Consider the following 19,469-nt stretch of genomic DNA (forward strand, 5'->3'; position numbering starts at 1 on the left):
CCCTAATATGTTAAATTTTATTGAAATTATTTCGAAAGCGAGAGTTTTGTGAACTTTATGCCATCCCATTGAAAATGTTCTTCCCTAGTTGAAATGCGATAGTTGGGAGTTTCGGCACCATCATCTTTTACTTCACCCTCTTCGATGTATTTATAAATCAATTGATTATTTTTTTTGTGTTCTGATGGGAATAGGATCTTCTCGTCGTAATAGAAGGCGCCTGCATCAGTAACAGCATACCTGCTGGGGAGGTTGATTAGTTTTTGTCCAGTCCAGGCAACGTAATAATATTCGCTCGGAACACCGCATGCGCCTGAAAGAAACTCCATTCGTAAGATCTGTTTTACAGTATTTAAGCCCATACCGGACAATAATTTACCTTGAGCGCTTAGTTGGCCAGTAAAAGGAAATGTGTAGGATTGGCTTGCGATGAGCGAATCTTGAGCGTTTAATAGCTTTGCTGTAGTTAAGAAATACGCTGGTTCTTCATCATTTCTCTGTTTGATAAAGCGGTCAAAACCGAATAGGTATTGAAGGCCTTCCTTGTCGACTTGCTTACCAAGTGCCAATAAGCCAAGCCAGATAAAACCTTGTTTAAGCTGGCCATTCTTCGTATAGCTGATCTGGTGCCAGGGAGCATAGAAATTTTTGATTGTGGCGCCTTTAAACGGATCGCTGTTAATGGTGATAGTTGAGCCATGGGTTAATGAATCTACCAGTTTTGAGCTGAGCCCAGGAGCGGAACGGATGTAGGCCTTTTCAACAAAAATAGTGGCAGTTTGTCCTTTCTGTATATTCCAAAGGTTAAAATCATCGTCAAATGAGATACTGTCCTGTGCTTTTAGCAGCAAGGGTAATAAGCTTATGCATACGCATGTGAAATTCTTAAAACTCATCTTTGTCCTGTTCGCTGTTGCAAAAATAGAAGAATTTTAGGCTAAGATTATCACTGGTTTCCGGTATTTTCCTACCCGATAGTCTGTAACGGTAAGAAAAATTTTCCGTCAGCTGTGATGAACGACGCCGTTGAACAAAAGAGGAATTCAAACGTGATTTTTATGGGAGAATATAGGAATTGCTTATTCGGCGAAATGATCGGAGGTATGAAAGAAAAAAGCTCAAACTAATGTTGAGCTTTTCGGAATCTTAGCGGAAGAGGCGGGATTCGAACCCGCGGTACCGTTTCCAGTACGACAGTTTAGCAAACTGTTCCTTTCGGCCACTCAGGCACCCTTCCGTGTTTTGACATTGCAAACATAAGGCAATTATTTGAATCTGCAAAGCCTAAATATCAAAAAAAATGCAAAAAAAACGTAATGTCACAATAAGCATTTGAATTTCAATTTGTTGTTTAGCAATTAAAATTATAAGGTTTTTTTGCTTAAATCGTAATCTACCCGTACATGGTAAATACTTTTGAGCATAGCCTTAAAAATAACGGCCGATTCCGTGATATCTTTCAATGTAATATTGCTATTGTTGAATTGTCCACGCATCAATTTGTGTTCAATGATTTTGTCGACGAGATTATTAATGGATTCCTCCGACGGTTCTTTTAACGCTCTAGATGCAGCTTCAACCGAATCTGCCATCATGAGTACAGCTGTTTCCTTAGAGAAGGGGATAGGGCCCGGATAGGTAAATAAAGATTCGTCCACGAGTTTGTCCGGATTGTTTTTAACAAACACATTGTAAAAATAGTCCACACGGGTGGTGCCATGATGGGTCCGGATAAAATCAAGGATCACTTCGGGAAGCTGATGTTTCTTGGCAATATCTACACCTTTGATGACATGGGAGATAATAATCTGTGCACTTTGCTCCGGAGAAAGTTCATCGTGCGGATTTTTCTCCGTTTTTTGATTTTCGATAAAAAACTGTGGATTTGTCAGTTTCCCTATATCATGGTACAATGCCCCTGCACGGACCAATAGGGGATTGCCGCCAATTTTGTAAATTGCCGCCTCAGCCAAATTAGCTACTTGTAAAGAATGTTGAAAGGTGCCAGGAGCTTTAAACGAGAGTTCCCGCAGTAATTTGGAATTACTATTTGTAAGTTCCATTAAGGTCAGATCGGATACAATTCCAAAGAGCTTTTCGAACGCATAGATCATCGGATAGGCCAGCAATGTGATCATGACGCTGACAAGAAAGGGAAGGAGGTCTGACCAATAGATGGTGTCAATCGACCCATTTCGGGTAACGACCAAGCCAATGTATGCCACCCAGTAGGTGCCCAGAATAATAGCCGAAGAAACAAATAGCTGCTCCCGCTTGACCAATGTCTTGATGCTGTATATCGCAACGATGCCCGCCATAAACTGTAAAAAGACGAATTCAAAACTGTTTGGCACAAATAGCCCTGCTAGTAGTACCATCAACAGGTGGATGTTAAGTGCTACCCGCGTGTCAAATAAGATACGGATAATAATAGGAACAGCGCAAAATGGTATATAGTAAAGGTTTGGTATTTTGATTTTAATGGCCCAGGAAAGTACAGCGAGCATGCCAATAATGACAATCATAATAATCATCAACAGCCTATTATTGAAATAAATGTCTTTCCGGAAAAGGAAAAGGAATACCATGAGTATAGAAAGGGCCAGCGATATGATAAGGAATTGCCCTAACGTTACATAGTTTTGATTTCCACTTATTTTGCCTTCATCCTCATATACCTTACGTAGCGATTCAAGTTTTTGGTAAGTCTCGTTGGATATAATCTTTTCTTTTTCAGCAATCAGTTCTCCTTTTTGTACAACGCCCCGGGTAGTAGATATATTTGCGATAGCATTTTGTTCAAGTGCTTCGGTTTGCTGGTCATTATAGATGTAATTGATCGTGATATAATTTTTTAATGTCTCCTCTAGCCAGCTCTTTTGTTTGATTTTGGTTAGCTTGGGCATCAAATCGTCCATATATTTATAAGAGCTTTCGATGGTATAACAGTCAGCTGTATTTTTTTGAGAAGCAACCTTATCCTGGATTAAGGTGAAATTGTAATGTTTGGAGGCCGGTGATTTTTCGTTATTGCGGTTTTGAAACCGATTATTTAGCGAGAGAATCCCTTTTCCGTAAAGGTGATTTAGTATAGCATTTCCAGCGCTTCGATAATCATTAATATTTTCATGTGTTGTATCGAGTTTACTGCTTTGCCATTTTTCGGACAAATCTGTGTTGAACTGGTCAATCTGCTCCTTACTTGTGGTTATGTTAACGTTATAAATCGGCTGGATGGTGTTCAGAATGCCTTTTTTGTCAGCATTGAGCTCTTCCTGTGTTTTTAGTATCGCAAAATTATACGGCGATATTAAATTTTCATGATTCCAAACTTTTCCCTTTTGGAATTCATATCGGAATCGTGGTTGTTTGGGAAGAAAAATACAAATCAGGACAATGGTGATTAGTATTAATCCAATTTTTCGGATGAGATTTTCTGTTGTATTGAGTTCTCTTTTGTATTTTATTTTTAATCTTCCCACTGTGAACGATGTTTTTATATAATGTTAATATACAAATGTAGTTATAATTTATTTTTTGTTAATTCTGTCAGATGCAGTTTGAACGTGTTAAATGTACGTAATACTGTGCCGAACGAAAAATACTTGTTATCTTTGCAAAAAAAATACAACATGTCAAAAAAATCACATCTAATTGCACCCTCCGTCCTTGCAGCAGACTTTGCAAATTTATCCGATGATATCATCATGGTAAACAACAGTGAGGCTGATTGGTTTCATATCGATATTATGGATGGCGTTTTTGTACCGAATATCTCGTTTGGATTTCCGGTTATGCAAGCTATTGCGAAACATGCCACGAAACCTTTGGATGTACATTTGATGATTGTTGATCCTGATCGTTACTTACAAGTGTGTAAGGATTCTGGAGCAGAGGTGATTACGGTGCATTATGAGGCGTGTACGCATTTGCATCGTACATTGGCAGCTATTAAAGAATTAGGTTGTAAAGCAGGGGTTGCACTAAATCCACATACGTCCGTTGCTCTTTTAAAGGATGTTTTGGCTGACCTGGATCTAGTTTGTTTGATGTCTGTCAATCCTGGATTTGGCGGACAGAAGTTTATTCCAAATACCTATGCCAAGGTACAAGAGCTTCGTGCAATGGCAAAAGGTGTCAACGATGGTCTGTTTATTGAAATTGATGGAGGAGTTACAACAGCAAATGCTGCTCAATTATTAAGAGCAGGTGCAGATGTATTGGTTGCTGGTTCTTTTGTATTCAATGCTGAGGACCCGTTAGAAACCATCAAAACATTAAAAGATATTGACATAAATATAGAAAGCATATAGCGGTATTTAGAGGTGATTTAATCAAATAAATCGCCTCTTTTTTTTAAAACTGGATAACAAAAAAAATAGTTTCAGAAAGGAAATGGCAGGATCGCATAAATGCTGTTTAGAACAATTCCAAATTGATTTAAATAAATGGAATGCATGCGTTTAAAGTTGGATTTTCACTATTTTTGTATTTAGTCATTATAGTTGATTTACGGTAAATGAGTCGACTTAAAAATGCGAATTGAACGGGTCAATTTATAATTTGGATGTAGGAAGCTACAGGAGTTATATATTTACTTAATTATATTACAGACACGGTAGTTTAGGAAGATAAGAATATGTTTTCCGCACTACCCTTAAAAATAGAAAGATTGATACCTATGAGTATTTACAACGATTACGTACAAGAGGTTGTAGAACGAGAAGGCCAGGGATTACATCCTAAGCCTATTGACGGAGCAGAATTACTAAGTGAAGTAATTGCTCAGATTAAAGATTTAAACAATGAAAATAGAGCGGAATCTTTAAGATTGTTTATTTATAATACCTTGCCGGGCACAACGCCAGCTGCTGGTGTTAAAGCACAGTTCTTAAAGGAGATTATTCTAGGGGAATCAGTTGTTGCTGAGATCACACCAGATTTTGCTTTTGAGCTGTTATCTCACATGAAGGGCGGGCCTTCGATTAATGTATTATTGGACCTTACGCTAGGTACTGATCTTACGATTGCAAATCAAGCAGCGGAGGTGCTTAAAACACAGGTTTTCTTGTATGATGCTGATACAGCTCGTTTGAAAGAAGCCTATGAGCAGGGTAATGCTGTCGCAAAAGATATTTTAGAAAGTTATGCAAAAGCTGAATTCTTTACGAAACTTCCTGAAGTAGCAGAAGAAATTCAGGTGGTTACTTTTATTGCAGGTGAAGGTGATATTTCTACAGACTTATTATCTCCCGGTAACCAAGCGCACTCCCGTTCTGACCGTGAGTTGCATGGTAAATGTATGATCACACCAGAAGCGCAGCAACAAATCAAAGAATTGCAGGCGCAACATCCGGGTAAAAGCGTTATGTTGATCGCTGAAAGAGGTACAATGGGCGTAGGATCCTCACGGATGTCAGGGGTGAACAATGTGGCCTTATGGACTGGTAAGCAAGCAAGTCCTTATGTTCCTTTTGTAAACATCGCGCCAATTGTCGGCGGTACAAATGGTATTTCTCCAATTTTCTTAACGACAGTAGACGTTACGGGTGGTATCGGTATTGACCTTAAAAACTGGGTGAAGAAGGTAGACGAAAACGGAAATGTGGTTCGCAATGAAAAAGATGAGCCTATTTTAGAGGAAGTTTATTCTGTAGCTACAGGTACTGTATTGACCATCAATACAAAAACAAAAAAACTCTATAATGGTGAACAAGAGCTAATTGATATTTCAAAAGCGTTAACGCCACAAAAAATGGAATTTATCAAAGCAGGTGGTTCTTATGCCATCGTATTTGGTAAAAAAATCCAAACCTTCGCGGCGCAAACTTTAGGTATCCAGGCACCTACAGTATTTGCTCCTTCGAAAGAAATCACCATTGAAGGTCAAGGCTTAACTGCAGTAGAAAAAATCTTCAACAAAAATGCTGTTGGGGTAACACCGGGAAAAGTATTGCATGCTGGTTCTGACGTTCGTGTGAAAGTGAATATTGTCGGCTCTCAAGATACGACAGGTTTAATGACGGCACAGGAGTTGGAGGCAATGGCCGCTACTGTAATTTCGCCGACTGTTGACGGTGCCTACCAATCAGGTTGTCATACAGCGTCTGTATGGGATAAGAAAGCGCAAGCAAATATTCCAAAATTGATGAAATTCATGAACGATTTTGGTTTGATTACTGCACGTGATCCGCAAGGCGTATATCATTCTATGACCGATGTGATCCATAAGGTATTAAATGATATTACAATTGATGAATGGGCAATCATCATTGGTGGTGACTCGCATACACGGATGTCTAAAGGTGTGGCTTTTGGTGCCGACTCGGGTACTGTTGCATTGGCTTTAGCTACAGGTGAAGCTTCTATGCCAATTCCCGAATCTGTCAAGGTAACTTTCAAGGGTAGCATGAAAGAGCACATGGATTTCCGTGATGTTGTACACGCTACGCAAGCGCAGATGTTACAGCAATTCGCTGGAGAAAACGTTTTCCAAGGTAGAATCATTGAGGTTCATATCGGCACACTACTTGCCGATCAGGCCTTTACTTTTACAGACTGGACTGCAGAGATGAAAGCAAAAGCATCGATCTGTATTTCTCAGGACGAGACCTTAATTGAATCCTTAGAGATTGCTAAAAACCGTATTCAGATCATGATCGATAAGGGTATGGAAAATAAAAATAAGGTTTTACAAGGCTTGATTGATAAAGCAAACAAACGTATTGAGGAAATCAAATCTGGTGCGAAACCAGCGTTGGCTCCAGATACAAATGCAAAATACTATGCTGAGGTTGTGGTTGATTTGGATCTTATTGAGGAGCCTATGATTGCTGATCCAGATGTGAATAATGCAGATGTATCTAAACGTTATACGCATGATACCATTCGTGACCTTTCTTACTATGGTGGAAACAAAAAGGTGGATTTAGGTTTCGTTGGTTCATGTATGGTGCACAAGGACGATTTGAAAATCGTTTCTAAAATGTTGCGGAATATCGAACAGCAAAAAGGTGTTGTTACTTTCGAGGCACCATTGGTTGTTGCAGCTCCAACTTATAATATCATTGATGAGTTGAAGGCTGAAGGCGATTGGGAATTTTTGCAAAAATACTCTGGATTTGAGTTCAGTGATGCATTGCCAAAAAGCACCGCCCGTACAGAATACGAAAATATCATGTACTTAGAGCGTCCTGGTTGTAACCTTTGTATGGGTAACCAAGAGAAAGCGGCCAAAGGTGATACGGTCATGGCTACTTCAACCCGTTTGTTTCAAGGGCGTGTCGTAGAGGACAGAGATGGTAAAAAAGGAGAATCCTTATTGGCATCTACACCTGTCGTTGTACTTTCAGCTATTTTAGGTCGTATTCCTAATATTGAAGAATATAAAGCTGCTGTCGAAGGCATTAACTTAACTAAATTTGCGCCTATTCCGACAAAATAAAAGCTATCAGGGTTTCAGTAACTTAATTAAATAACATAAATAAGAGAGATATGGCTTTTGATGTAGATATGATTAAAAAGGTGTATAGCCGTTATGATGAACGCATTGCTGCGGCTCGTCAGGTGGTAAACAAACCTTTGACTTTATCTGAGAAAATTTTATATGCCCACCTTTGGGATGGTAATGCGACAGAAGATTACAAACGCGGCGTTTCTTACGTTGATTTTGCTCCTGATCGTGTAGCGATGCAAGATGCAACTGCACAAATGGCTTTATTGCAATTTATGCAGGCTGGACGTCCCAAGGTAGCAGTTCCTTCTACGGTTCACTGTGATCACTTGATCCAGGCTAAAGAAGGTGCAGATAAAGATTTAGCTCGTGCTAAAAACGAAAGTTCAGAAGTATTTAACTTCTTGAGCTCTGTTTCAAATAAATATGGTATCGGTTTCTGGAAACCCGGTGCTGGTATTATCCATCAGGTTGTATTGGAAAATTATGCATTTCCGGGTGGTATGATGATTGGTACCGATTCACATACCGTAAATGCAGGCGGTCTGGGTATGGTAGCCATTGGCGTAGGTGGTGCTGATGCATGTGATGTGATGGCAGGTTTACCTTGGGAACTAAAATTCCCCAAATTGATCGGTGTTAAATTAACCGGTAAATTAAGTGGTTGGGCAGCAGCAAAAGATGTTATCCTAAAAGTTGCTGGTATCTTGACTGTAAAAGGGGGAACTGGCGCTATCGTGGAGTATTTCGGCGAAGGAGCAGAGTCCCTATCATGTACAGGTAAAGGAACAATCTGTAATATGGGCGCTGAAATTGGTGCTACGACCTCAACATTTGGTTACGATGAGTCCATGGAACGTTATCTTCGTGCGACGGGCCGTGCTGAAGTTGCGGATGCTGCCAATACCATTAAACAACATTTGACAGCTGATGCTGAAGTCTATGCTAATCCTGAGCAATATTTTGATCAATTGATCGAAATCAATCTTTCGGAACTGGAACCTTCATTGAATGGTCCATTCACGCCGGATTTATATACACCAGTTTCACGCATGCGTGAGGAGGCCGATAAGAATGGCTGGCCATTGAAAGTGGAATGGGGATTGATCGGATCCTGTACAAACTCTTCGTATGAGGATTTGTCGCGCGCCGCTTCTATTGCGAAACAAGCTGTTGATAAAGGATTGATCACCAAAGCTGAATTTGGTATCAACCCAGGCTCTGAGCAGGTTCGTTTTACAGCGGATCGTGATGGTTTATTAAAAACATTCGAAGATCTTAACGCGACGATATTCACCAACGCTTGTGGTCCATGTATCGGTATGTGGGATCGTGTGGGGGCGGACAAACAAGAGAAAAACACGATTGTTCACTCGTTTAACCGTAACTTTGCAAAGCGTGCAGATGGGAATCCAAATACCTATGCATTCGTTGCTTCGCCAGAATTGGTTGCTGCAATTGCAATTTCCGGTGATTTAGGCTTTAATCCTGTTACGGATACATTAACGAACAATAAAGGTGAGCAAGTGAAGTTGGATCCTCCTGTGGGAGATGAATTACCAACAAAAGGATTTGCTGTCGATGATCCGGGATATCAGGCTCCTGCAGCAGATGGTAGTGCTATTGTTGTTGACGTAGCACCGACATCAGACCGTCTCCAATTATTGGAACCTTTTGCAGCTTGGGAAGGTACAGACTTAAAAGGTTTGAAACTATTGATCAAAGCAAAAGGTAAATGTACGACGGATCATATTTCTATGGCTGGTCCTTGGTTGAAATACCGTGGTCACTTAGATAATATCTCAAATAATATGCTGATTGGTGCGGTTAACTTCTTCAATGAGAAAACCGATAACGTCAAGAATCAATTGACAGGTGAATATGGTCCTGTTCCGGCAACGCAACGTGACTATAAAGCTCATAATATCGGATCAATTGTGGTAGGAGATGAGAACTATGGTGAAGGGTCTTCCCGTGAGCATGCTGCGATGGAACCTCGTCATTTGGGTGTTCGCGCAGTATTGGTTAAATCTTTTGCCCGTATTCACGAGACGAACCTGAAAAAACAAGGTATGTTGGGCTTAACTTTTGCGAACAAGGATGACTATAACAAAATTCAAGAAAATGATACGATTGATATCCTTGGCTTGACTGAGTTTGCTCCTGGTAAACCATTGACTCTTGTCTTGCACCATGCAGATGGAACGCAAGAGGAGATCTTGGCAAACCACACCTACAATGTGCAGCAGATCGAATGGTTTAAAGCCGGTGGTGCTTTGAATATCATTCGTAAGAATCAAGCGAAATAAATTGACTTTATAAAATAGTTTAATAGAAAAGCTGCTTTCATCGAAAGCAGCTTTTTTTGTGAGCTCAAGACAGGGAACATTTCTGTGATCTTCGTCATATTTTCCTATTTTCCATCTAATTTATTTGGTTATAATATAGAATGGGGGTACTTTTGCCCAACGTTTTTAGCGCTGATATGAGAAAAATATTTTTGACAATTGGAGCACTTGCACTAGGTGTTTCGAGTTTATTTGCACAGGAAAATCCCGAGATAGGAAAAAGCATTTTTAAGCCAAAGAATTTAAGGACGGAAAGTAATAAAGGGAAGTTTTTCTTCTTTTGGGGATATAACTTTTCTTCTTATGCGAAATCTGACATTCATTTCACAGGCCCAAACTATGATTTCATCCTTCATGATGTAAAAGCGGGAGATCGTCCGACGAAATTTGGCGCAACCTATTTTGATCCTAGTCGGTTAACAATTCCGCAATTCAATTTGCATTTTGGATATTATATCAAAGATAACTATTCCATCTCTTTAGGTTGGGATCACATGAAATATGTAATGGATATCCCACAGCAGGTTAAGATCACAGGTTATATCGGCGAAGAAATCTCAAATCCTGGTATACCGACGGGAAACCGGGCTGGACAATACAATGGCGAAATGATTACCGTGGATTCTGCGATGCTAACATTTGAACATACAGATGGCTACAACTTTGCCTCTGTAGGATTAGAACGCTACGATGATATCATTAACAATCGTAAAGGTCAACAGGTGCTTACCATGGAGTCCGGTGTAGATGTCGGACTTTTGATACCACGATCTGATGTACATCTCTTTGGTGAGGGGGCCAATCATTTTTGGAATATTGCTGGGTACGGTGCGTCAGCAAAAGTTGGTTTACATTATCGTTTTTATAAAGGCCTTTACCTGCAAGGGAACTTTAAGACAGGCTGGACAGATTTATACAATATCCGTACAACGGGAAGAAGAGGTGTGGACAAAGCGACACAACAGATCTGGTTTTTTGAAAACTACTGGGCTTTGGGCTTTAGATTCTAACGATTTCAAGATACAAATAAGAAGGGNNCCCTTCTTATTTGTATCTTGAGTAGTAGCATTTAATATGCAATCTGAGAGTTCTAAATATCACTTAATTTGAATATATCTTTCACTCGGATTCCTTTCTCTGTATGTTGTAAGGTACAACATTCATTCATTGGGTCATGTTCCAGGAACAGAATGTATTCATTGTCAACGATCTCATTCCAATACGTATTGCGTTCATCCATGGTAATTAAAGGTCTCACGTCGTAGCCCATGACATAGGGGATGGGGATGTGGCCAACAGAAGGTAATAGATCCGCCATATAAAGGATTGTTTTTCCTTTATATTGAATCTGTGGCAACATCATAGCTTCGGTATGACCATGGGCGTAACGAATATCGATCTCCTTGCCAAATGGTTCCTCCACATCTTCAACGAATTTCAACTGGCCGCTTTCTTGAATTGGAAGAATATTCTCTTTTAGAAAAGACGCTTTCTCCCTAGCATTTGGAGCTGTTGCCCAAGCCCAATGATCGTTATTGCTCCAAAAGTTGGCATTTTTAAATGCGGGACATAATTTTTCACCTTCACGGATTATTGCACCACCACAATGGTCAAAATGTAAATGAGTCAGAACGACATCTGTGATATCATTTCTGTCAAAACCTATGCTCTTGAGGGATTTGTCTAGTGTGGCATCGCCGTGTAGATAATAATGACTGAAAAATTTTTCTGTTTGTTTGTCGCCAAGGCCCGTGTCTACCAACATTAATCTTTTACCTTCTTCGACGAGGAGTAAACGGTTTCCCCATGTGCACATATTGTTGGCATCGGCTGGATTTGTTTTATTCCAGATACTTTTTGGGACTACTCCAAACATGGCACCCCCGTCCAATTTAAAGAAACCAGTTTCTATCGCGTGTAATTTCATCTTATTAATATTTGTAAAGCTTGGAACAATTTACGAAAAATCTACATGATAAGAACAGTACACAATACTATTTTGCTAAAAAAATATGCTAAAAAGTTTAATTTTTTTTATCTTCATAAGTAGCTGTTAGTGAACTTGTTGTTTTTGTGTTTTTTGTACAATAAGCTTGATTTTAAGATAATTAAGTTTTGTTTTTAGCGAAATTTGCCTTTAACTTTGGGCACATTTTAAAACAAACAAAAAATATGAAAAAGGGTAACATTGGAAACGCGCCTGATTTGAAATATTTGAAAATTGATCATACAGGAACTGTATTTTATCAATTACCTGTTTCAGCGCTGGTTGAACATGCTCTAGCGAATCAAGAGGGAAAACTATCTGATACTGGAGCATTGGCTGCTGATACAGGAAAATTTACTGGAAGATCTCCCAAAGACCGTTTTTTGGTCGAGGATTCCCTGACCAAGGATACCGTGTGGTGGGGAGAAATAAACCAGCCCATGACTCCGACCAATTTTGATGCATTATTTTCGATGGTTGGCACACACTTGAGCAAGAAAACAATTTATGTTAGGGATTGTGCTGCCGGGGCGGACCCAGCATATCAATTATCCATTCGTGTTATTACAGAGACAGCATACCAAAGCATTTTTGCGAATAACCTGTTCTTGAGACCGGCGGAGGATATCAATCATCAACCACAATGGTCGATACTAGCTGCGCCAACATTACTAATTGAGAATCCGCAGCACTACGGTATCCGTAATGAAAATTTTGTAGCAATAAATTTTACAAGAAGAATAGTATTGATTGCAGGGACTGGATATACTGGTGAAATCAAGAAAAGTATCTTTTCTATCCTGAACTTTATTTTGCCACTAGAATATAATGTATTATCTATGCACTGTTCAGCAAACACCTCCAAGGATGGCAAAACGGCTTTATTTTTCGGACTTTCTGGGACGGGCAAGACGACGCTATCGGCTGATAAATATAGAAAGTTGATCGGTGACGATGAACACGGTTGGAGCGAAAAAGGTATTTTTAACTTTGAAGGTGGTTGTTATGCAAAATGTGTTGGGCTCACGGAGGAGAAGGAACCAGAGATCTATCATGCCATCCGTTTTGGTTCATTGTTAGAGAATGTTGTTTTGGACGAGTTTGACCGACCAGATTATGATGATATCAGTAAAACAGAGAATACGCGGGTTTCCTATCCGATAGATTTTATGGAAAACGCTGAAATGTCTGGCGTGGGTAATGCCCCTGAAAACATTTTCTTCCTAACAGCGGATGCCTTTGGTGTATTGCCGCCCATTTCCCTGTTGACGGTAGATCAAGCTGTGTATCATTTTGTGAGTGGTTATACAGCGAAAGTCGCCGGTACAGAAGTGGGTGTAAAAGAACCCACAGCAGCTTTCTCCACCTGTTTCGGCCAGGCATTCTTACCTTTACATCCGGCGAAGTATGCTTCTTTACTGCGCGCTAAATTGGAACAGAACCCTGATATTAAAGTATGGTTGGTCAATACAGGTTGGATTGCTGGGCCATACGGTATCGGACGTCGGATTAAATTGAACTATACCCGGGCTTTAATTCGCGCTGCAATGGACGGTTCATTATTGGAGTCTCGATTTAATAAACATGAGATCTTCGGATTGGATTATCCAACAAACTGCGGTGAATTTGTCCCTGAACAGATCCTGGATGCCAGGGGAATGTGGAATAATAATGAAGCTTATGATATGCAGGCCAAACGTTTGGCAAAACTGTTTATTGAAAACTTTGAAAAATTCGATAATGAGATGCCGGCTTCAGTAAAAATGGCTGGCCCCAGGATTGTTACAACAGTACTGGCCTAAAATACCGAACAAACTGTAAATAAAGCACCTCTAGAAAGATACCGTCTTTCTAGAGGTAGTTTATAAAGATACGATCTACGCATACTTATTGACAAATGAATCTAGTTTCTCTTGTTCATTACCGACAATTGCATTGATAATTACCCGAAATGAAGCCAATCGGGCTTTCTTTTTATTGTCTTTATCAATCTCAAACCAAGGAGATTTTTTGGTCCCCGTTGTTTTAAAGAGATTTTTAATATAACCCGTGTAAACATCCCATTTTTCCTGCGCCTGCTGATCTAAAACTCCAACCTTCCAACGTTTTAGAATATCCTCTTGCCTTTCTTTCAGCCGTTCAGCTTGCTCTTCTTTGTTAATGCTGAGGAATAACTTAACTAATATAATACCATCGTCAATCAGCTGCTTTTCAAATTCAGGCACTTGTTTCATGAATAATTCGTACTGTTCTTTGGTACAAAAGTCGAATACAGGTTCTACCACAGCACGGTTATAATAACTACGGTCGAAAATTACTATTTCCCCGGCATTTGGCAGATGTTTAATATATCGTTGAAAATACCATTGTCCATTTTCCTCCGGAGTAGGCTTAGGTAATGCTACCACTCGTACCTTTTTGGGATTGAGATGTTCCGTCACACGACCAATGGTACCTCCCTTTCCAGCAGCGTCTCTACCCTCAAATATAATAACGACACGCTTTCCTTTCTCGATAATGTCATATTGTAATTTGAGCAAGCTAACCTGTAGCTCGTAGAGCTCTTTTTCATAGTCGTAGACATCGTTAAATTTTTCAATATCTATAATTCCATGCTGCTCTAAATAATCAAGTACATCTTTGTTTTGACGGATTTTTTGAAGCTCTTTTAAATCGTATTCTGCCATAAATATATTTTGATTTTAAGTTTATTCAACTAAAGTTACTTAATGAAATGTTAAATAATGTCAAAATTGAGATAAATCCGATCAGTGCATGTACTATGAATGGAAAAGTAAACGTTATAAACTAAAGTGATACAAAATATTGCTTTGAGTAGAAATTAGACTTTTCATAAATTTAGGTTAATAATTGGTTAGGTAAGCTCGGAGTTCTCAACTTCGGGCTTTATTATTTCTCATAAATTGTTCATCCAATATGGGTTCGTTCTTAATGTCTGCTGATTTGGATTTGTAGCTAAAATATGCCATTTACTCGATGCGATATTGTGTAAATGTTAAAAAATGTTAAAGGATTGGCAAGCATATAATTAATTGAAACAAGCGTCGTTTTAATTACAAATACTTTTCATAAAATAGGTTAATATATGGCTAACGAAAGCTCAGAGTTCCCCACTCTGGGCTTTTTATTTTTTTACTAGACTAGAAGAAACAAACTATAATGACAGGACGAATACTTCGTGGTGACTAGGAATTTGATTAATGGCAAGCAAACTATGAGTCGGAAAAAAGCCCTACATAAATTGCAGGGCTTTGCTATTTTTTTATATCTATATGTTTATGCTACTTCCCTTAAATCTACGGCAACAACACGCGAGACCCCTTGTTCTACCATGGTCACACCATAGATAATATCAGTACTTGCTATTGTTTTCTTGTTGTGGGATACAACGATAAACTGTGAGTTTTTGGAAAAATCGCGAATGATATTATTGAATTTATCAATATTCGTATCATCCAAAGGTGCATCTACCTCATCGAAAATACAGAAAGGTGCTGGTTTTGAAAGATAGAGTGAAAATAATAACGCTGTTGAAGTCAACGTTTTCTCACCTCCCGAAAGCTGGTTGATTGACAATGGACGTTTTCCTTTTGGCTGAGCAATGATATCAATATCTGAATCCAACGGATTGCTTGGATCAGTCAAGACAAGGTCACAGCTGTCCTCTTCATTAAATAATGAGCGGAACACCTTAATAAAATTGTCTCTTACGGCATTGAAAGTAAACATAAACTGCACTTTGGCGGTGTCGTCGATCTCCTTAATGGTAGCCATTAAAGAACCTTTTGCCTCGATCAGATCTGCCTTTTCTTTATTGATAAAGTCATAGCGCTCATTCATCTCATCAAAGGCTTCTTTGGCCATTAAATTAATCGTTCCAAATTCATCAAGCTGCTTTTTGAGTTTACTGCATTTTGCCGCTAAGGTGGATTGATCTTCCGCAATTTCTGGTACATCTTCACGTTCAATCAGGTCTTTCAGTTCGATATTAAATTCTACGGAGAGGCGTTCCTTTAGCGTATTGAGATCAATTTGTAAGGCGGTTTTCTTATCCTTAATCTCACCGATAAGAAAATCACTCTGCTCTTTTGATCGGCGTTGCTGAGTGAGGGCATCCTCCAGATTATTGATCTGTTGCTTGTCTGCATAGTACTTTTCTTCCAGCTCCTTTAGACCGTCTTCCAATGCAATCTTTTGCTCATACATGGCAATCAAATCCGCATCTTCTTCGTCCTCAAACGGAATAGTGGTGCGCAATGCTTCTTGTATTTCAACAAGTTCGACGCTATTTCGCTCGATACGGATTTCATAATCATCTTTTTGGGTCTCTCTGAATTCCAGATCCTTTGTAATGTTAGAAACTTTATTTAATTGCTGATGATAGCTGATATTTTCCTGATTATAAGCGATAGATTTTTCATTCAAAATCTCTGAAATTTCATGGAATTGATCCTGTAATTCCGATAGCTCGGCTACACTCTGATCTTTTTGTACGCGCAATTCCTGCAGCTGAGGTTCGGCAAGAGTAAGATCGGTTTCGATACCTGCAATTTTTTCCTGGATATCTCTTTTACGGACCTGCGAATTGCTGATGAAAGACTGGTATTGCTCCTGTTTCGTTTTTACCGTGATCAGCTCATTGTTAAGTCTATTGAGTTGAAAACGGAGTTCATCAATGCGTTCTTTTTGCGAGTTACTGCGTAAAGCCTCCACGCGCGCTGTTTCGGCTGTTATCTTGTCTTCAAGTTTTGCAATCTCTTGATTGAGCGTTTTAATTTCCTGTGCGAGAACCTCGAGGTTTTTCGCTCTACCGATGCGTTTTCCCTCAAATAATCCGACCGATCCACCCGAAAGTCCCAAATGATGTTTGGCATAGCGACCATTCTTTTGCAGAATCACTCGACCTGTTTCCGGTAGCTCTTGTTCCAGTTCCTTTTCACTTTCCTGCTTTAATATATAGACATGCTGAAGGAGTAGGGTATAAAGAGCTTTATATTTTTCATCCACGGTGATCACATCCAAAGCAGACATGAGATTATTATTTGGAGGGACGGGAGAATTAACCGCGGCATCAATTGCTTCCAATACGAAGAAATGAGCTCGACCTTTTGCGGCATCACTCAGTAGCTGGATTGCTTGAACAGCATCTTGTTGTGTTTCGACAACATAATGGTTCATGATCGGTTCCAGGTAATTTTCAATTGCAACGCGATAATCTTCCTGACAGAACAGTACATCCGAGAACAGCGGTGGTTGCTTTTTCCAGCCTGCATTTTTCTTTAAAAATCGGATGGAATCTGGAAACCCCTCCAAGTTGTCAATAAGAGATTTTGTCAGGTTATATTCATTCTGTTTGGCATCAACTAACCTGAGGTCTTTCGCAAGCTGCGCTTTAAACTCCTCCAGATTTGTTTGGCATTGAAGAATTTGCGCCTGTAGCTCTTCCTCAAGCGCATTGGCCGATTCATACTGTGCTTGTTGGGCCTCCACACGACCTTCCAATTCAGCTACAGCATTGTCGAATTGTACTAGCTCGGTTTCCTTTGCTTCGGTATCCGCGCTATTGCGTACAGCTTCCTGAAGAAGGGCTTCTTTTTGAATATTAAAAACAGCTAGATCTTTCTCCAGTTTATAAATTTTGGCTTGGAGTTCAGCATTACTTTTGTTAAAGATATCCAATTTGCCTTTAGCAGACTGTTGCTGACCGCGTAAGGCATCGACTTCAGATTTATTGGACTCCAGGTTGTCTTTTAATGAATCAAGTTTATTCTGCTCATCAAACAACTCCTCGTTTAACCTTTTTATCGTATAGAGAACGTGATTAAGTTGTTGTTTGTCGCTATTGATATCCAGATTTAATCTATTTTCTTTGTCCTGAAGATTTTTTACTTTCTCATTTTTGATCTTTTTTTCCGATTCATAGCCACGGATTTTGTTCACAAACTCCTGTGTTGCCTTTTGCTGTACGGAAAGATTTTTCTCCTGCTCCAAATTTACCTGACGCAACGACTGCAATTGTGTTTCTGCGTTCAGGATCAATTCCTGAGAATTTGCGGCGTCTTTCTGAACTTTAGACTCCTGTGTTTGAAGCCGGTCAAGCTCTGTCGAAAAATCAGCAATTCTATAATAAGCGAGATCAATGCTGCTTTGACGGTATTCTTGCTTGAGCAAGGTATATTTCTCTGCTTTTTTTGCTTGATTTTCTAACGATTTGAGGTTTTTTGTGATCTCGTAGAGTAAATCGTCTACGCGGCTGAGATCTGCTTCGGTATCTCTTAATTTTGTTAGTGTCTGTTTTTTACGGACCTTATATTTTGAGATTCCGGAGGCTTCCTCAAAAAGATTCCTACGCGAATTGTCTTTGTTGTTGATGATCTCATCAATCATTTTCAATTCGATGATGGAATAACTATCCGCACCAACTCCCGTATCCAAAAATAAATCCGTGATATCTTTTAAACGGCATTTTACGTCATTCAAACGGTATTCACTATCGCCATTGCGGAATAGTTTACGGGTGACCGTGACGGTCGAGAATTCCGTTGGGAGAATATTATTATTGTTGTTGAAGGTTAAGGAAACTTCGGCGAGATTGGCTGGTTTTCTGTTTTTCGTTCCGTTAAAAATAATATTCTCCATTTTATCGGAACGTAGCATCTTTGTACTTTGTTCACCAAGTACCCAGCGTATTGCGTCCACTACATTGGATTTCCCACATCCGTTTGGTCCAACAATAGCGGTGACACCATCGTTAAAGTTGATCGTGATTTTGTCCCCGAAACTTTTAAATCCTTTTATTTCTAGTTTGGTTAACTGCATTTATACCAAATTTGTTTGTCGTTATAAGCTTGCGAAAATAGTAAATTAAACTAAAACTTTTTTCTTTCTTTACTCACATTTTCCGGTTTCAGGATCACAAGAAGGCCCATCTTCACCTCTTTGTTGCAGCGGGGTGACTTGGCTCGCCAAACATTCTTTTATTGTGTTGTGAAAAACCTCCATGGGCTGTGCGCCAGGAATTGCATATTTACGGTCAAACACAAAGAAAGGCACACCGCGAAGGCCAAGGTTGACTCCTTCTTGAATATCCTGACTGACATCGTAAGCATAATTGTCGGAATCCAAAAGTTCACGAACTCCGCGCTCAGGAAGGCCTGCTAGTCTAGCCAGTTCAGTAAGGGTAGGATTATCATTGACATCCAAACCATCGGTAAAATGTGCTTTGAATAATGATTTTTTTAATGCTGTTCCTTTGTTGTGCGCCTGCGCAAAATGAATAAGGCGGTGTGCCTTTTTGGTATTTACAACGATCGCTTTATCAAAATTTAACGCAATACCTAATTCTTTCCCCTGCTCACTGAGCTGTGTTGTCATCGCCACCACGTCATCCATGCTCATTCCTTTTGTTCGGACGAGATAATCGTACGTAGGCATTCCCGCCGCATCTTCTGGAAAATCGGGGTTGAGCTGATAGGATTTCCAGGTAATCTCTGCTTGTGCTTCATCTGCAGTTTCGTGCAGGGCCAACTCAAGCTTTGTCAAACCAATATAACAAAAAGGACAAATGATGTCCGACCAAATTTCTATCTTCATATTTCTTAATTTACTCCGTATATTGTAATCAAAAATACATATTATAACGGTGATTATCGGATTACAT

The 19,469-nt window shown here is 39.5% G+C and carries 11 protein-coding genes and 1 tRNA gene; 5 read left to right on the top strand and 7 right to left on the bottom strand.

Annotated features, from left to right (window positions below; all coding sequences use genetic code 11):
• Positions 1–26: 26 nt before the first annotated feature.
• The 3 genes from B4A24_RS12505 to B4A24_RS12515 all read right to left on the bottom strand — a co-directional run bounded on the left by B4A24_RS12505 (position 27) and on the right by B4A24_RS12515 (position 3,482).
• Positions 27–896: a hypothetical protein gene (locus B4A24_RS12505; protein WP_293945352.1), complete on the bottom strand. Its 870-nt coding sequence runs from the start codon at positions 894–896 to the stop codon at positions 27–29.
• Between the two features lie 254 nt (positions 897–1,150).
• Positions 1,151–1,237 (bottom strand) — tRNA-Ser (locus tag B4A24_RS12510).
• A gap of 127 nt (positions 1,238–1,364) precedes the next feature.
• The gene (locus B4A24_RS12515) at positions 1,365–3,482 is read right to left on the bottom strand and encodes an HD family phosphohydrolase (RefSeq protein WP_293945354.1); all 2,118 of its coding nucleotides are present in this window, start codon (positions 3,480–3,482) and stop codon (positions 1,365–1,367) included.
• 150 nt (positions 3,483–3,632) lie between these two features.
• Here B4A24_RS12515 and rpe point away from each other — a divergent pair, with 150 nt between their 5' ends.
• The 4 genes from rpe (at position 3,633) to B4A24_RS12535 (ending at position 10,811) form a co-directional block, all read left to right on the top strand.
• Positions 3,633–4,313 carry a ribulose-phosphate 3-epimerase gene (gene rpe / locus B4A24_RS12520; RefSeq protein ID WP_293945355.1) on the top strand — a complete coding sequence of 227 codons (681 nt, stop codon included), beginning with the start codon at positions 3,633–3,635 and terminating at the stop codon, positions 4,311–4,313.
• 368 nt (positions 4,314–4,681) lie between these two features.
• Complete coding sequence (locus tag B4A24_RS12525; RefSeq protein ID WP_293945356.1) at positions 4,682–7,444, top strand: bifunctional aconitate hydratase 2/2-methylisocitrate dehydratase; 2,763 nt, start codon at positions 4,682–4,684, stop codon at positions 7,442–7,444.
• A 50-nt stretch (positions 7,445–7,494) separates the two neighbouring features.
• Complete coding sequence (locus B4A24_RS12530) at positions 7,495–9,762, top strand: aconitate hydratase (protein ID WP_293945357.1); 2,268 nt, start codon at positions 7,495–7,497, stop codon at positions 9,760–9,762.
• Positions 9,763–9,938: 176 nt separating this feature from the next.
• Entirely contained in the window at positions 9,939–10,811 is an 873-nt protein-coding gene (locus tag B4A24_RS12535) for a hypothetical protein (protein ID WP_172394319.1), read from the top strand.
• Positions 10,812–10,891: 80 nt separating this feature from the next.
• On the opposite strand, the gene B4A24_RS12540 is transcribed toward B4A24_RS12535, so the two are convergent.
• Positions 10,892–11,728 carry an MBL fold metallo-hydrolase gene (locus B4A24_RS12540; protein WP_293945358.1) on the bottom strand — a complete coding sequence of 279 codons (837 nt, stop codon included), beginning with the start codon at positions 11,726–11,728 and terminating at the stop codon, positions 10,892–10,894.
• A 245-nt stretch (positions 11,729–11,973) separates the two neighbouring features.
• Between B4A24_RS12540 and pckA the strand changes: the two genes are divergently transcribed.
• Complete coding sequence (pckA, locus tag B4A24_RS12545; protein ID WP_293945359.1) at positions 11,974–13,590, top strand: phosphoenolpyruvate carboxykinase (ATP); 1,617 nt, start codon at positions 11,974–11,976, stop codon at positions 13,588–13,590.
• A 75-nt stretch (positions 13,591–13,665) separates the two neighbouring features.
• On the opposite strand, the gene ppk2 is transcribed toward pckA, so the two are convergent.
• The 3 genes from ppk2 to B4A24_RS12560 all read right to left on the bottom strand — a co-directional run bounded on the left by ppk2 (position 13,666) and on the right by B4A24_RS12560 (position 19,402).
• Positions 13,666–14,475 carry a polyphosphate kinase 2 gene (gene ppk2, locus B4A24_RS12550; RefSeq protein WP_293945361.1) on the bottom strand — a complete coding sequence of 270 codons (810 nt, stop codon included), beginning with the start codon at positions 14,473–14,475 and terminating at the stop codon, positions 13,666–13,668.
• Between the two features lie 610 nt (positions 14,476–15,085).
• Complete coding sequence (gene smc / locus B4A24_RS12555) at positions 15,086–18,628, bottom strand: chromosome segregation protein SMC (protein WP_293945363.1); 3,543 nt, start codon at positions 18,626–18,628, stop codon at positions 15,086–15,088.
• A 69-nt stretch (positions 18,629–18,697) separates the two neighbouring features.
• Positions 18,698–19,402 carry a DsbA family oxidoreductase gene (locus B4A24_RS12560; RefSeq protein WP_293945365.1) on the bottom strand — a complete coding sequence of 235 codons (705 nt, stop codon included), beginning with the start codon at positions 19,400–19,402 and terminating at the stop codon, positions 18,698–18,700.
• Positions 19,403–19,469 lie beyond the last annotated feature (67 nt).

This window comes from Sphingobacterium sp. UBA7249, from assembly GCF_002472835.1.
Taxonomy (GTDB): Bacteria; Bacteroidota; Bacteroidia; order Sphingobacteriales; family Sphingobacteriaceae; genus Sphingobacterium; species Sphingobacterium prati.

Excerpts from the sequence above, each read along its gene's own strand:
- B4A24_RS12505 (WP_293945352.1), bottom strand. The coding sequence starts at position 896 with ATGAGTTTTAAGAATTTCACATGCGTATGCATAAGCTTATTACCCTTG.
- rpe (WP_293945355.1), top strand. The coding sequence starts at position 3,633 with ATGTCAAAAAAATCACATCTAATTGCACCCTCCGTCCTTGCAGCAGAC.
- B4A24_RS12525 (WP_293945356.1), top strand. The coding sequence starts at position 4,682 with ATGAGTATTTACAACGATTACGTACAAGAGGTTGTAGAACGAGAAGGC.
- B4A24_RS12530 (WP_293945357.1), top strand. The coding sequence starts at position 7,495 with ATGGCTTTTGATGTAGATATGATTAAAAAGGTGTATAGCCGTTATGAT.
- B4A24_RS12535 (WP_172394319.1), top strand. The coding sequence starts at position 9,939 with ATGAGAAAAATATTTTTGACAATTGGAGCACTTGCACTAGGTGTTTCG.
- B4A24_RS12540 (WP_293945358.1), bottom strand. The coding sequence starts at position 11,728 with ATGAAATTACACGCGATAGAAACTGGTTTCTTTAAATTGGACGGGGGT.
- pckA (WP_293945359.1), top strand. The coding sequence starts at position 11,974 with ATGAAAAAGGGTAACATTGGAAACGCGCCTGATTTGAAATATTTGAAA.
- ppk2 (WP_293945361.1), bottom strand. The coding sequence starts at position 14,475 with ATGGCAGAATACGATTTAAAAGAGCTTCAAAAAATCCGTCAAAACAAA.
- smc (WP_293945363.1), bottom strand. The coding sequence starts at position 18,628 with ATGCAGTTAACCAAACTAGAAATAAAAGGATTTAAAAGTTTCGGGGAC.
- B4A24_RS12560 (WP_293945365.1), bottom strand. The coding sequence starts at position 19,402 with ATGAAGATAGAAATTTGGTCGGACATCATTTGTCCTTTTTGTTATATT.